This is a genomic window from Corynebacterium genitalium ATCC 33030 (genome assembly GCF_000143825.1).
GTDB classification, from domain to species: domain Bacteria; phylum Actinomycetota; class Actinomycetes; order Mycobacteriales; family Mycobacteriaceae; genus Corynebacterium; species Corynebacterium genitalium.
In genome coordinates this window covers 1,918,107-1,931,844 of sequence record NZ_CM000961.1, presented here as the reverse complement: position 1 = coordinate 1,931,844, position 13,738 = coordinate 1,918,107, and the positions used below count along the sequence as shown (strand labels likewise).

The 13,738-nt window shown below is 62.4% G+C and carries 16 protein-coding genes; 9 read left to right on the top strand and 7 right to left on the bottom strand.

Annotated features, from left to right (window positions below; genetic code table 11):
• Positions 1–3: 3 nt before the first annotated feature.
• From HMPREF0291_RS09135 to HMPREF0291_RS09120, 4 genes are all read left to right on the top strand, one after another.
• Complete coding sequence (locus HMPREF0291_RS09135; RefSeq protein WP_005290523.1) at positions 4–777, top strand: electron transfer flavoprotein subunit beta/FixA family protein; 774 nt, start codon at positions 4–6, stop codon at positions 775–777.
• A gap of 9 nt (positions 778–786) precedes the next feature.
• Positions 787–1,752 (top strand): electron transfer flavoprotein subunit alpha/FixB family protein, encoded by a 966-nt coding sequence (locus HMPREF0291_RS09130; protein ID WP_040423771.1) that lies wholly within the window; start codon positions 787–789, stop codon positions 1,750–1,752.
• Positions 1,736–2,842: a cysteine desulfurase family protein gene (locus tag HMPREF0291_RS09125; protein ID WP_005290520.1), complete on the top strand. Its 1,107-nt coding sequence runs from the start codon at positions 1,736–1,738 to the stop codon at positions 2,840–2,842. The genes HMPREF0291_RS09130 and HMPREF0291_RS09125 overlap by 17 nt, the downstream gene beginning before the upstream one ends.
• A gap of 70 nt (positions 2,843–2,912) precedes the next feature.
• Positions 2,913–3,986, top strand: a complete 1,074-nt coding sequence (locus HMPREF0291_RS09120) for a glycoside hydrolase family 25 protein (protein ID WP_005290518.1) — start codon at positions 2,913–2,915, stop codon at positions 3,984–3,986.
• Here HMPREF0291_RS09120 and HMPREF0291_RS09115 read toward each other — a convergent pair.
• From HMPREF0291_RS09115 to HMPREF0291_RS09090, 6 genes are all read right to left on the bottom strand, one after another.
• A complete protein-coding gene (locus HMPREF0291_RS09115; protein WP_005290516.1) occupies positions 3,976–4,770 on the bottom strand; it encodes a spermidine synthase in 795 nt (264 codons plus the stop codon). The genes HMPREF0291_RS09120 and HMPREF0291_RS09115 overlap by 11 nt on opposite strands.
• An 11-nt stretch (positions 4,771–4,781) precedes the next feature.
• Positions 4,782–5,531 carry an ABC transporter permease gene (locus tag HMPREF0291_RS09110; protein ID WP_005290513.1) on the bottom strand — a complete coding sequence of 250 codons (750 nt, stop codon included), beginning with the start codon at positions 5,529–5,531 and terminating at the stop codon, positions 4,782–4,784.
• 2 nt (positions 5,532–5,533) lie between these two features.
• Positions 5,534–6,280, bottom strand: a complete 747-nt coding sequence (locus tag HMPREF0291_RS09105) for an ABC transporter permease (RefSeq protein WP_005290510.1) — start codon at positions 6,278–6,280, stop codon at positions 5,534–5,536.
• The gene (locus HMPREF0291_RS09100; protein ID WP_005290508.1) at positions 6,277–7,194 is read right to left on the bottom strand and encodes an ABC transporter ATP-binding protein; all 918 of its coding nucleotides are present in this window, start codon (positions 7,192–7,194) and stop codon (positions 6,277–6,279) included. The genes HMPREF0291_RS09105 and HMPREF0291_RS09100 overlap by 4 nt, the downstream gene beginning before the upstream one ends.
• Before the next feature lie 81 nt (positions 7,195–7,275).
• Entirely contained in the window at positions 7,276–7,962 is a 687-nt protein-coding gene (locus HMPREF0291_RS09095; RefSeq protein WP_005290506.1) for a response regulator, read from the bottom strand.
• Entirely contained in the window at positions 7,962–9,089 is a 1,128-nt protein-coding gene (locus HMPREF0291_RS09090) for a sensor histidine kinase (RefSeq protein WP_005290502.1), read from the bottom strand. Before HMPREF0291_RS09090 ends, HMPREF0291_RS09095 begins: the two co-directional genes overlap by 1 nt.
• Positions 9,090–9,196: 107 nt before the next feature.
• Between HMPREF0291_RS09090 and mnmA the strand changes: the two genes are divergently transcribed.
• The 4 genes from mnmA to HMPREF0291_RS09070 all read left to right on the top strand — a co-directional run bounded on the left by mnmA (position 9,197) and on the right by HMPREF0291_RS09070 (position 12,210).
• Complete coding sequence (mnmA, locus tag HMPREF0291_RS09085; RefSeq protein ID WP_040423769.1) at positions 9,197–10,300, top strand: tRNA 2-thiouridine(34) synthase MnmA; 1,104 nt, start codon at positions 9,197–9,199, stop codon at positions 10,298–10,300.
• A 32-nt stretch (positions 10,301–10,332) separates the two neighbouring features.
• Positions 10,333–10,830 (top strand): hypothetical protein, encoded by a 498-nt coding sequence (locus HMPREF0291_RS09080; protein WP_005290498.1) that lies wholly within the window; start codon positions 10,333–10,335, stop codon positions 10,828–10,830.
• Positions 10,823–11,713 carry a uroporphyrinogen decarboxylase/cobalamine-independent methonine synthase family protein gene (locus HMPREF0291_RS09075; protein ID WP_005290497.1) on the top strand — a complete coding sequence of 297 codons (891 nt, stop codon included), beginning with the start codon at positions 10,823–10,825 and terminating at the stop codon, positions 11,711–11,713. The genes HMPREF0291_RS09080 and HMPREF0291_RS09075 overlap by 8 nt, the downstream gene beginning before the upstream one ends.
• A gap of 110 nt (positions 11,714–11,823) precedes the next feature.
• A complete protein-coding gene (locus HMPREF0291_RS09070; RefSeq protein ID WP_005290495.1) occupies positions 11,824–12,210 on the top strand; it encodes a hypothetical protein in 387 nt (128 codons plus the stop codon).
• Here the strand turns inward: HMPREF0291_RS09070 and HMPREF0291_RS09065 are convergent.
• On the bottom strand, positions 12,207–12,887 hold the full coding sequence (locus HMPREF0291_RS09065; RefSeq protein ID WP_040424511.1) for a 3'-5' exonuclease: 681 nt from the start codon (positions 12,885–12,887) through the stop codon (positions 12,207–12,209). The genes HMPREF0291_RS09070 and HMPREF0291_RS09065 overlap by 4 nt on opposite strands.
• Positions 12,888–12,958: 71 nt before the next feature.
• Here HMPREF0291_RS09065 and HMPREF0291_RS09060 point away from each other — a divergent pair, with 71 nt between their 5' ends.
• Positions 12,959–13,717 (top strand): MerR family transcriptional regulator, encoded by a 759-nt coding sequence (locus tag HMPREF0291_RS09060; protein ID WP_005290490.1) that lies wholly within the window; start codon positions 12,959–12,961, stop codon positions 13,715–13,717.
• Positions 13,718–13,738 lie beyond the last annotated feature (21 nt).

Here is a 13,738-nt window from a genome sequence, read left to right as displayed (position 1 = left end):
CCCATGTCCACTATTGCCGTTCTAGTGAAAAACGTGCCCGACACGTGGTCGACAAAGACCCTCGCGGCCGACAACACGCTCGACCGCTCCAGCGCCGACAACGTGCTCGACGAGATCAGCGAATACGCCGTCGAGGCTGCCCTGCGCCTGCGCGACGAAAACGATGGTTACAAGGTCATTGCCGTCACGATGGGGCCGGAGGGCTGCGAAGAAGCATTGCGCAAAGCGATCGCAATGGGCGCAGACGACGCCATTTCGCTTATCGACGACTCCTTGGCCGGCTCCGACGCCATCGCCACTGCATGGGCCCTGAACAGTCTGCTCAGCACCATTGAGGACCTCTCTCTGGTGATCATGGGCAACCAGTCCTCCGACGGCTCCACCGGTGTGCTGCCCGGCATGCTCGCCGAGTACCGCCAGGTGCCGGCGCTGACGCAGGCGTACAACCTGCGCATCGAGGCACAACAGATCCACGGCACCCGCGATGACGAGCGCGGAACCTGGGAGGTCGCAGCAGCGCTTCCGGCAGTGGTGGCCGTCACTGAGCAGTCCGACAAGCCGCGCTTCCCCAACTTCAAGGGAATGAAGGCTGCCAAGAAGCACGAGATCACTCGCTACAGCGCCGCCGACATCGGCCTGGAGGCTGTTCCGTCCGCTACCGCCGTCACCAGCGCGACCGAGGTGCCGCCGCGCACTGCCGGTGAGCTGCTGGAAGGCCCTGCCGACGACATCGCAGCTCAGGTGGTTGAGCACCTGGCCGCCCGCAACCTGATCTAAGGAGCCCACATCATGCACGTGTACGTACTTGCAGAACACGCCGGCTCGGAAGCGGGCCGTGAACTCAGTCCCATCACCGGCGAGCTGATCACCGCCGCCCGCGACCTGGGGGTCGTGTCCGTCGTGGTCGTTGGCAAACCTGGCGTCGCCGAGCACCTTGCGCCAGAACTCGCTCGCCTCGGTGCCGCCCAGGTCATCGATGCATCCACGGAGGATTACGAGGAGCGCTTGATCACCCCTGAGGTCGACGCGCTGCAGGCCCTCGGTGCCGCCAACCCCGCGCCGATCGTCATCGCGGCGACGGTGACCGGCAACGAGATCGCCGGCCGCCTCGGCGCGCGACTCGGCGCCGGTGTGCTGGCCAACGTCACCGGTATCGAGACGAACAAAGCCGGCCACCACGAGATCTTCGGTGGCAGCTACACCACCACCGCCGTGGCCGGGGGAGAGACCCCGATCTTCACCCTGCGCCCCGGCTCCGTGAAAGCGCAGCCGCAAGAGGCTGCGGGTGAGCTTGCTCCTATGCCGCTGCCGGCCAAGACCGACCGCGATGTGACCGTGAAGGGCTTCACCCCGAAGGCTCGCGCTGACCGTCCGGAGCTCACCACCGCGTCAACGGTCGTCTCCGGCGGCCGCGGTGTCGGCTCGGAGGAGGGTTACAGCGATTACGTGGAAAAGCTGGCCGACGTGCTCGGCGCCGCCACCGGCTCCACCCGCGACATCGTCGACCTGGGCTGGGCCGCCCCTGAAACGCAGATCGGACAGACCGGCGCGACTGTCTCCCCGGACCTGTACATTGCCCTGGGCATTTCCGGTGCGATCCAGCACACCTCCGGTATGCAGACGTCCGGAACGATCGTGGCTGTGAACCAGGAGCGCGACGAGCCGATCTTCGCCATTGCGGACATCGGTGTCGTCGCCGACATCGAGGACTTCGTTCCCGAGCTCATCAAGGCCCTTGAGAACCGCCGTTAGGTACTTCGACCACGCCGCCACCACGCCCATCCGGCAGGTGGCGGTGGATGCTTGGGCCGAGCACGCCCACCTACTCAATCCGGCTTCGCAATACGGTTCCGGCCGCGCCGCGAACGCTGTCCTGTCCGAGGCGCGAGAGACTATTGCGGCGCTGCTCGGCGCTGACCCGATCGAGGTCATCTTCACCGGATCCGGCACGGAAGCAGACAACCTGGCCGTACAGGGGTTGTTCCACGCCAGCCCGTCCCACCGCGTCATCTCGACGGGGATTGAGCATCCGGCGGTGCGGGAAGCCGTCGAAAAGCTGCCGGGTGCTGATGTCGAGCTACTCCCGGTCGGCTTCTCCGGCCACGTCGAGCCGACCGAGATTCTCGATCAGCCCGCCGCCCTGGCGACGTGCATGTGGGCGAACAACGAGACCGGGGCAATCCAGCCTGTAGAGGACATCGCGGCGCGTGCCACGGCCGCCGGCACTCCTGTGCACGTCGACGCGGTGCAAGTCGTGGGGCATATACCCGTCGACTTTCACGCGCACCAATTCAGCACGCTGGCGGCATCCGCCCACAAATTCGGCGGGCCACGTGGCGTGGGTCTTCTGCTTGCCCGCCGCAGCCCGAAGCTCGAACCCGTCATCCACGGCGGGGGACAGGAACGCGGGATCCGCCCCGGCACCGTCGACGCGGCATCTGCGATCGCTACCGCGGCGGCGCTGAAAGAAGCCGTCGGGGAGATGGACAGTGAACGCGCGCGAGTCAGTTCACTGCGAGACCGACTGGTCAGCGGTGTCACGGCAGAGATAAGCACCGCACGCGTGACGACGACCGAGCCCGCCCTTCCTGGGCACGCCCACTTCACGTTCCCCGGTGCGAACGGCGATGCAATGATCATGCTTCTCGACGGCCTCGGCATCGAAGCTTCCACCGGTTCCGCCTGCAACAGTGGGGTGAACCAGCCCAGCCACGTGCTCGAGGCGATGGGTGTGGGATCTGACGGCGCGTTGCGGTTCACACTTGGGCGGACGACAACGCAAGAGGATGTAGACGCTGTGGTGGCTGCTCTCCCAGAGGTCATTGAGCGCGCCACGTTTTAATTCATGGGTCACAGGTAAATTTGCGTGTCGCATGTGAATCTTGTGACGTTTGTGGTTTACCGTTGCACCTATGATGACTCGATCCTTGCGTCCTGCTGCCCTTTTCGGTGCGGTTGCCCTGTTTGCCACAGCGCTCGTGGCCGGCCCGGTCAACGCCAACACCGACGCCAACTTCGTCAACGGCGTGGATGTCTCCAACCACCAGAACACCGGGGGAGAGACCCCGATCGACTGGAACGCCGTCAAGGGCGACAACCAGCGCTTCGCCTTCATTAAAGCCACCGAAGGCACGGACTTCACGGACAAGTCTTTCCACAAGTTCGCGCAGGAAGCGGCCGACACTGGCCTCTCCGTCGGCGCGTACCACTTCGCCCGCCCGGCGCGCGATGCCTCTGCCCAGGCGCACCACTTCTCCAACGTGGTCAACACCGGCCCGCAGACCGCGCTGCCGCCTGTGCTGGACCTTGAGGTCGATGAGGACCTGAGCCCTAAAGAGCTCCAGGACTGGACGCGCACCTTCCTTCAGATCGTGGAGAGTGAGACCGGCCGCACCCCGATCATCTACACCTACCGCTACTTCTGGGAAGAGAAGATGGGGGGCACAGAGGAGTTCTCCAACTACCCGCTGTGGTTGGCGGCGTGGCAGAACAAGGCGCCGCGTCCCGTCGGCGGCTGGGACAAGGTGGACATTTGGCAGCGCTCCGACAACGGCCGCATCTCCGGCATCAACACCCCGGTGGACACCAATATGTTCAACGGCAACCAGGGCCAGTTCGCGCGCTTCAGCGCCGGCGAACTGAACGCCACTGGCGGCGTGCTCGAGCAGTTCCAGGACACCAAGATCGAAAGCGAGATCTCTGACTCGCTAGAGGTGCTGGAGAAGAACAATACTGCACTCGTCGCTGCGATCCTGGGTCTGACCACTGGCATTGTGGAGGGCCAGCAGGTGGAGGACGCTGCGAAGACATTCGGCTTCGACGCCCAGGACGCCCGCAACATCGCCGACACCGCCCGCATCCAGGTGGAGAACGGCGAACTGCCGGTCGAGGACTTGAACAACATGATGCTCGATAGCGAGTACTCCGTCGGCGACCTGCTCATCCTGCTGGACAACGCCAACAATCAGCAGGGTTCTAGCGAATAGGCGGATCCCGCCGCACTGCCCCCGAAGCAGCGAGGTTCCTCGCCCACGAGTCATCTTTGAAGTGGGCAGGAACGGCACCCCCGAGCAACCGTTTGGTCAGCTCGGGGGTTTCTGCTATCTCCACCGCTGAGCCGAGCAGCACGATGTTTCCGTATCTCCGCCCCTTGAGCATCGGCGGATCCGCGATCACGGCCAGGTGCTCAAAGACCTCCGCCATTCCCGCAAGCTCTTCGCGTGCTTCCTTCAGGTCGCCGTGGGAGCCGCAGTTAGCCACGTACAGGCCGTCCGCGGAGAGGGAACGTGAGCAGGCCTGATAGAACTCGACCGTCGTCAAGCTGCGCGGTGTGGTCGCGGACTCGAACACGTCGCGGATGATCACGTCGCGGCTGGCGTCGACGAAACCGTCGGTCTCTTCGCGGGCGTCACCGACACGGATTTTCACTGCGGGTTTGTGCGGGATGTCGAACTTCTCCCGTGCCAGCACCGCCAAGTCCATGTCCCATTCCACGACCGTGTTGCGCGAATGCGGCCACACGTGCGCGAAGTAGCGCGCGAGCGTGCAGCCCCCACCGCCTAGATGTGTTAGCCGCGGCTTTTCCCAGCTCCTGGTTTCCACTGCCGCAGCGATCCACCGCATGTACTCGAAGTCAAGGCGCTCCGGCTCACCCGGGACAATGTGCGAGCTGGGCACCCCGTTGACCATGAGCAGCATCGACCCGTCCGGCTCGTGAACGATCTCCGCGACGCCGGTGTCGATCTCATGGAATTCGCTGTCGTGGGCCATGAAGGTCGAGACTACAGGCGCGCATCAGTTCTGCGCAGATACGTGGTAGCCGCCGCCCAGGCGATGCTCGCGAGAACGATCGAGGCAAGGAGTACCTTCAGGATTCTGCCGACTTCAAGCGCTCCTGCATACACGACGGCGGTGCTTCCCAGCCACATTGTGTCCGTGAGCAGAGCTTGGGGCACGACGAACTGCATACCCGGCGCACCGGAGGAGAGAACTCCGAATGCGACTATGCTCGCGACGAGCCCGATGGCGATTGGCACTGCAAAGCTGCGGATTGTCATCGATAGCAACGACTGCCATGACGCGACAGCGACGGCTGGTATGAGCGAGAACAACGCGGCCCCGACCAGGCTTGCTGGCGGCGGCCCTGAAAGCCCCGTCAACCAGCCCGCTCCGATACTTAGAACCAAGAAAACGAGCTGCATAAGTATCGTCAACGTCATGATGGTGGCGAGTTTAGAGGTGATCAGAGCTGCGTAAGAGCGCGGTGAAGTAAGCAACGGTGCCCAGTTACCGCCCCGATGCTCAACCCGCCACACCGCCGCCGTGAGAATGGCGATGCCCATGCCCATGAATAACATTCCGTAGAACAGCAGTGCTTGGGACCAGTAGCTGTCCCACCCTTGGTCAAGAGTCTCTAAGTTGGCTGCGTAGTTGCCGGCTCCGAATGCGACAGCAATGAAAGGCACGCCTAGAACGACCGTCCATATGTAGGAGCGGTGCAGTTTAAGCATGTCGTTGAGGTACAACTGCATGGCTAGACTTCCTTTCTATTGAGTCGGCAGGTTAACGCCAAGAAACCGACAGTGATCAGTGTTAAGTACGCGAGCCACGCCATCCAGCTTGGATCAGTGGCGGAGATGCCCGAATCTGAGAAACGGTAGGGAGTCGTAACCGCGAAGTATCCGAATGGGTTCACCGCTGCGAGCCACGGCGGAGACAACATCGCGCCAACCCCGAGGAAACCTCCGACGACTCCGAGCGCTAGCACTCCGACTTGGGATTCGGTCACGCCAGAGAGAATCAGCATCACGGCAAGCACGAGAATGCTCGTGATCACGCTGGCCGCGTAGAAGCCAAACCACGCTAGGGCAGCTTGTCTAGGAGGCAGCGGGGCCCCAAGCAGAATGGGAAGCGAAAAGGACAAACTGAACTCGAGAGTCTTCAACGCGGTGACCAACGGTGCGGTTACGAGCAGTTTGCGGCGTAGAAGTGAGCCGGTTGGCACACCAGCCATCGCGTTGAGCATCCACCCTCCACTCGCGTGTTCGGTATCCACAGCGCGGCTGGCAATGAGGGCAAGCTGTAGCGGGGACATCAGCGACAGCGAGATGGCAAGGACGACCAGGTGGCTGCCCCAAGCATTGTCGGGAAAGGCTGAGAAGTAGCCCACGGACTTTTCGGCGAAGAGATTTATGCAGGAGAAGAGCAGGACTGCAATAGATGTCAGCAATCCAAGCAGGATCACTTTCGTGCGTCGCAGTTTCGCGATTTCAACTATCATGCGCTCAACCCCTCCGTTCCGGTTAGTCCAATGAAGACTTCCTCCAAACTGCGGCGTTTACGAACAACTTGGTAAAGCGGCACACCGTTGCCGACAAGCCGGGCGCAGATTTCGGCAACTTGTTGGTCGGTTACTCCAGCGAGTTCAATCCCGTTGTCACCGCGCACCGGTCGGAACGCGGCCAGAAGATCTGCGGCGATGTCCTCGGATGGGGTTTGGATGAAGAGGTCGGGCAGTTGAGCGTTGTAAAGCTGCTCTTGCGAACCTTGGAAGATGAGCCTGCCGCGGTCGATGATGGTCAAATTCGTCGCCATCTTTTCTATTTCCGAAAGTAGGTGGCTGGAAACGAGCACCGTGCGGCCTTCATCTCGGGAAAGGCTGACAATGAGCTGACGGATCTCTTCGATGCCGGCGGGGTCGAGACCATTGGTGGGTTCGTCGAGTATGAGAAGTTGCGGGTCCCGAACGAGCGCCATCGCAATTCCGAGACGCTGTTTCATGCCGAGCGAATAGTTCTTCACTAGCTTGTCCATGTGCTTGCCCAGACGCACGAGTTCGATTGCACGCTGCGTGTGAACTGGATCGGCCTCGAACAGGCGGGTGGCGATCTGGATGTTCTCACCGCCTGTGAGGTGCGGATACGCCGAGGGCGCCTCAATTAGAGAGCCGACACCGCGGAGAACCTGCTGCCGCGTTTGTCGATTCATCGGCTGTCCGTGGATCTTGATTTCACCGCTAGTTGGAGTGACAAGTCCGAGAAGCATCTTCATGGTCGTGGATTTGCCTGAGCCATTCGGGCCAAGCAGACCGTGCACGGTGCCAGCTGTCACTTTGAGATTGAGGGAGTCAACGACAGTCGTGGAACCGTAGGTCTTTGTTAACCCCTGTGTTGCAATGATCGATGATGTATCCATGCCCTCAAGGCTTCCGCAGGACAGGGGCTGTGCGCGTCGGCGCGGGGCACGATCTTCTGCGTGATACCCGGGTATGAGGGCTTAGGAATCTAGCAAATCGGAGCGCGAGACCAACCCGGTCCGGTAGGCAAAGAGTGCGGCATGCACGCGGTCACGCGAATGCGTCTTCATTAAGACACGGCCAACGTGCGTTTTCACCGTCGGCATGGAGATGAACAGTCTTTCTGCGATTTCCGTGTTGGTCCATCCGCGTCCCACCGCAATGAGGATCTCGTGCTCCCGCTCAGTCAACTCTTGAATGGCGCGGCGGTCGGCCGTGGAGAGGGGAATGGTTTCAGCTGGGGCTTCGCTGAGCTTGGCGACGATCCGGTTGGTTGCCCGCGGTGAAATCACAGCATCACCGGAGGCGACGGTGCGGATGGCGTCGAGAAGTGTTTCGGGCTCAGCATCCTTGAGCAGAAAACCGCTCGCTCCGGCGGCGAGTCCGCCCATGACATAGTCCTCGTCGTCGAAGGTGGTGAGGATAATGACCTTGGCACCGGGAAATCGTTTCGAAAGCTGGCGGGTTCCAGAAATGCCGTCGAGAACAGGCATCTGCACATCCATAAGCACGATGTCCACCGGATGTTCGCTCATCGCGGCCAGAGCTTCCTCGCCGTTACCGGCGATCCATTGGACATCCATGTCTGGTTGCGAGTTCACGACATTGCGGATGCCATGGAGGAACAGTGCTTGGTCATCGACGAGGCCAATGGAATGAATCCTCATCAGCGCACCTCGCTGGTGATGCTCAGAGGCAGTCGAGCTTGCATCACCCACGTGTTGCTACCGGCAGGGGCGGAAGTGACGGAGCCGTCGATTAGCGCCGCGCGTTCGTGCATACCGGTTAAGCCATGCCCGGGACCAGTGTGGGCTCCCGGCTCGAACCTGTTGTCCACGCGAATGCCCACTTCGTCGGCGGCCCATGACACAGTCAGGTGTGCGTGGCCATCGCCGTGTTTGAGCGCATTAGTCAGCGCTTCCTGCACGATGCGGTGCGCCGTCAGCGAAGTCGCAGGATCTAATTGAACGGGTTGTTCGCCGCTGACATTCACTCTGACGTCGAGACCGCCGGCGCGGCTGGTTGTGACAAGTTCGTCGATATCGAGCTTCGTCGACAACGGTGTGAGCGGGCGGGGATCTGGATCGCGCAACAGTCCCACGATCCCGCGCATCTGACGCAGCGACTCACGGCTGACAGAGCTGATCGTGCGCAGCGCAGCGTCCCGGTCAGAACCGTAGAGCGCGCCGTCGGTTTGCGCCACGATGACGGTGAGTGAATGTGTGACGATGTCGTGGATTTCGCGCGCGAGGTGAGCGCGTTGTTCCGCTGAGGCGCGTTCGAGTTCGTCGCGCTGGCGCTCGAGTTGGAACTGCATTTCCTTTTCTGCGGTTTCTATCGCGCGGCGTCGGAGCTCGCCCATAAGCAAGCCGACGACCAGAAGAGTCACGCTCCATGCGATGTAGGGCACGCGCTGAGGGAATGGCACAGCGACGAGCGGTGCGGAGATGAAGGTCGTAGCTACGAATACTCCGGCAAGAAGAGCTGCCGTAGTGACGTCGCGGAGGGGCGACGGCAGGTGGCGGCGCGCGGTATAAGCCATGAAGACTGCGACCGATACTGTTCCAATCGGCAGTTCCGGCTGGAATGCGCACGCTGCGAGCAAGATGATCGCGACACCAATTGTGGGCAGTGGCCACCGCCATCGTGTAAACGGTGCGGTCGCCGCGCACACAGCGAGCGCACCATCGATGATGCTCGGGCCGTTAGTAAGAGGGCCTATCTGGCCGAAGGAGACAAGCAGTAAAGCCAGCCCGACATCGCGCAGGCTCACATGGCTCGACTGGATCTTCATGATTTACCACCGTAACTTCCGTCTGCGCCGAATACGTCGTACCCGGGTACCACTTCGCCGATTCAGCCGTTTCGTCTCCGCGACGTGGGGGACTACACTCACGCACCGTGCGAGTTTTGGCAGCAATGAGCGGCGGCGTCGATTCCTCTGTGGCGGCGGCGCGACTTGTCGATGCCGGACACGATGTCGTCGGTGTCCACCTCGCCCTATCGAAGGACGCGCATCAGACCCGCGAGTCCGCCCGCGGCTGCTGCTCGCTGGAGGACTCTGCCGATGCGCGCCGCGTGTGCGACAAGCTGGGGATTCCGTTCTACGTGTGGGACTTCTCGGACCGCTTCAAGGAAGACGTCATCGACGATTTCGTCGACAGTTACGCCCGCGGCGAGACACCGAACCCGTGCCTGCGCTGCAACGAGAAAATCAAGTTCGCAGCACTTCTCGAGCGCGCGGTGCAGCTCGGTTTCGACGCGATCGCGACAGGGCACTACGCGCTGATCGACGGCGCCGGTAACCTGCGCCGCTCCATAGACCCGCAGAAGGACCAGTCTTACGTGCTTGGCGTGATGACCCGCGACGAGCTGGACCGCTGCATTTTCCCGGTCGGCGATACGGAGAAGCCGCAGATCCGCGAGGAAGCTGCCGCCTACGGCTTCTCCACCGCTTCGAAGCCGGACTCCTACGACATTTGCTTTATTCCGGACGGGAACACCCAGGCCTTCCTCGGCCGATCCATTGGCATGCGCCCCGGCATGATCGTCGACGAGTCGGGTGCGGAACTCAAGGAGCACGACGGCGCTTTCCAGTACACGATTGGCCAGCGCAAGGGCCTGAACATCCGCGTTCCCGCCGCTGACGGCAAGCCGCGCTACGTCACTGATATCGACGCCGCGACCGGCACAGTCACTGTCGGCCCGCGCGCCGCACTCGACGTGCGCACGATTCACGCCGACCGACTGAAAATCCTGCACGAGGCCATGTCCGCAGCTTCCCAGTGCAGCGATCCCATCGCTGCACACGTGCAGATCCGCGCGCATGGGGGAGTTGTGTCCTGCACCGCCCATGTTGACCTGGACGCTGACACGATGACCCTCGAGCTGGCCGAGCCGCTCTCTGGCGTGGCACGCGGCCAGGCCGCCGTGCTCTATCTCCCGGATCCTGACGGTCAGGGCGATGTCGTGCTCGGGTCCGGTACGATCTGCGGCACGGAATAGGGGGCTGACCCAGCTCCGCTATCCTCACTAACGTGGACAAGCATCTCATCTGGATCAACCCCCTGTCGCTTCCGTGGCGCCTGGGTCTGCTGGGGGCACTCGTGCTCATCGCGGGCGGGGTCATCGCACTCATGGCCACGCAGGGGTTACCAACGGTCATCGGCATCCTCCTTCTGCTTCTCGTCGCCGTGGTGACCACGGTGGTCCATCGCATCGGCACCTTCCTCCACGTTGACGGGGGCGTGCTCCGGTTCGGCCGCTACCCGCGCCCCCAAGACGAGATTCCGCTCACCCGCATCAAGGGAGCGCGCGTGGAAGACCTCTCCGCAGACGAGCGCGTGACAAAGCCGTGGGGGACGCTCGCGCCCGACGCGTCGACGACGCTTGTCGACGTCAACCGCTCCACCCGCGCCGTCGTGCTTTCCCTTCGTGATGGGCGCACCGTCAAGATCGGTGTCGGCAGCCACAGCCCCAGCGCCGAAGATTTCGTAGCTGGCTTGCGGGAGCAGAACAGGAGCATCCATGGCTGATCCTGCCGGTGCCACTCCCACAGCCTTCGGACTGGGCCCTGTCCCCGGCACCGACCTCGTCGCAGCGGCGGACGTGGTGCTGTCCGAAAGCCCGCTGCCGCACATTCCCCACCTCCCGGAGCGCGGAGCCGGATCTGATGTCATCGGCCGTACTGCCGCGTTGCTTCCCCTCAACGTCGACATTGGTCCGCGCAGTTGGCAGATTCACGCCCGCCCGCAGATTGCGACCATGCGCGCCCGCGACCAGTGGATGCGCGATCTCGACCTCCTTGAGGAACTGTGGGCGGGCAAAGTGCCGGAGCTCAAAATCCAGCTGGTTGGCCCATGGACGCTTGCCGCTGAGATTGAGATGCCGAACGGGCATCGCATGATCACGGATCACGGGGCTCTCCGCGACATCACTGACGCGCTGGTGGAGGCTGTGGGGGAGCACAGACGGGACGTCGAAAAGCGCATGGGTGCAACGACTGTATTGCAGCTCGATGAGCCGAAGCTCGACGCGGTGGTGCGCGGTGCGTTGCAGGGAACGACGGACTATGAGGACATCCCGCCGGTGAGTGAAGACGACGTCCTCGAACGCTTGGGGGTGTTCGGTCCGCACCTGCTCAACGCGTCGCGGCCGATGTATGGTGCGGATTGGTTCACCGTTGGGCGTGCGGTGGATACCGACGGGCTGGGCGAAGCGCTCGACCGCGGCGCCCGGACTGTGTTCCCGGTGATGGAACCGAACGACGTCTTCGCGCTCTTCGACCGGATGCAGCTCGACCCGGCGCAGCACGGGTTCGACGTGTACGCCGATCCTGCCCCGACCTTGCTCTCAACTGCCCACAACTATCGCGCTGCGGTGGAGATGGTGGAGGCTCTGGCCCCAAGATCTAGTTGACATAGGTGCCGCGGAAACGTCGTAAAAGACCAGGTCATAGTTGCATGACGTGGCAATGATGCAATCGAGATCTCGGGCAGGTTCCGTCGTTGACCGGTAGTCTGTCTTCCATGAGCGACGCAAAGCTCTCGTGGGAAAAGAGCCAGAATCACATGTGGGTGCTCGCGCTTATGGCGGTGCCGCTATTTCTCGTCTTAGGGGAGTTGCTTGATAGCTACATCATTGCTTTTCCCATCGCAATGGGCTTTGCGTTGCCGTTCTTCTTCTTGGGTTCTACCCGTTATGCGCGCCTCGATGCCACAACCTTGAGCTACAGCAACGGTAGCGAGGAGAAGACCCGTCCGGTGGAGGACATCGCCCGGATCACCCAGGAACCGATGTCTGGGTCGTTGATTTTCGAGTTCACTGACGGCACGAGCGACTACGTCGAAAACGGCGGTGACGAACAGGGCGTCAGTGAGTTCGTCGGTAAGGCGCAGCAGTACCTAGGCACCTAGCTGAGCATCGGCCACGCTGTGGTGATGCCCTTGGTGTCCCGCCCGCGTGATTCGCAGAATTTACGGAACTCCGTTTGAATTTCGAAGTGCTGCACGGCCTGGAACTCCATGAGTTCGTCGAGTTCCATCTGGGACAGCTGCGGCCAGACCTTGTTCACCTGTTTCCACGCGATGCGCGCGGCGGCGGTGGCATCCGATGTCGCCTCGTGCGCGTTGTCCAGGCGCACCCCGTAGAACTCCGACAACGCGCCCAGGTTCCGCTTACCGCCCTTGCGGTACCGGTCCATCGCGCGGTCAATGAGCAGTGGGTCGAACACCGGCCCCGTCACCGTGAAGTCGCCGGTGAGTGCGCGCAGCACGGACAGGTCATAGGGCGCATTGAAGACGACCAAGGTCAAGCCTTCATCCCACGCTTGCTTGATCGCGGCTACCGTCTCCTGGAGCACGTCGTCATGGGGCCGCCCCTCAGCGCGTGCTTTTTCCGTGGTGATGCCGTGGATGCGCGCCGCCTGCTCCGGGATGTCTACACCTGGGTCGGCGAGGGTCTCGGTGGCGGTCATGGAAGAGCCGTCGATACGCACCAGCGCTGAGGTGACAATTCTCGCTTCGCGCGGGTTCGCGGACGTGGTCTCCAAATCAAAGGAGAGCATGCGCGAGGCGTTGAAGGTGGCAGCCATGCCCATCATTCTAATGAGCATATGGACAACCCCATTGACCTTGCCCCAAGGTCAAGGTTCACACTTGTCGTATGAGCTACTCCATCAGCGAAGTCGCAGACATTGTGGGCGTGAGCGCGAAGGCCTTGCGCCACTGGGAGAGCCTCGGACTGCTCGCTCCAGAGCGCACGAGTGCCGGCTACCGCGAGTACTCCGACGCGGACATCGAACGCGCGGCCGCAATCGCGCTCTACCGCGGTGTCGGCATCGCGCTCGAGAGCATCGCAATGCTTATCGACGCCCCCGCCCACACCCTTCACACTGCGCTCCTGAAACATCGTGACGTGCTGGGTGGGCAGCTCAGCGCCATGCGTGAGCAGATCGCTGCAGTGGACAAGTTGATTGCGCAATCTGAGAACGGGACCGTCGACATGGACGCCATCAAGGCGTACCTCGGGGAGAAAATGCCCGAGTACCAGGAGGAGGCAGAGCAGCGCTGGGGTGACACGGCCGAGTGGGCTCAGTCCCAGGAGGTGTTGGCCGGCATGGGGGAGGAGGACTTCGCCCGTCTGCAGCGCGAGCAGGAAGAATTCGCAGCTGACCTTGTCGCCGCCCGCGATGGCGGGGTCGCGCCGGGATCCGCGCAAGCGCGGCAGATCGTCGACCGACACCGGGCAATGATCGGCCAGTGGTACGAGGCGACACCGTCGCGCCAACTCATCCTCGCGCGGATGTACGTGGCCGACGCACGCTTCCACGACGCCTACGCAGGCGCGCAGGACTTTCTTCTCGAGCTGGTCGAGGCGCAGGCTGCTGCGGAAGGCGTTGACGTTAACGACCCTCAGTGGTGAGTCATCTCTACACTTGAATTC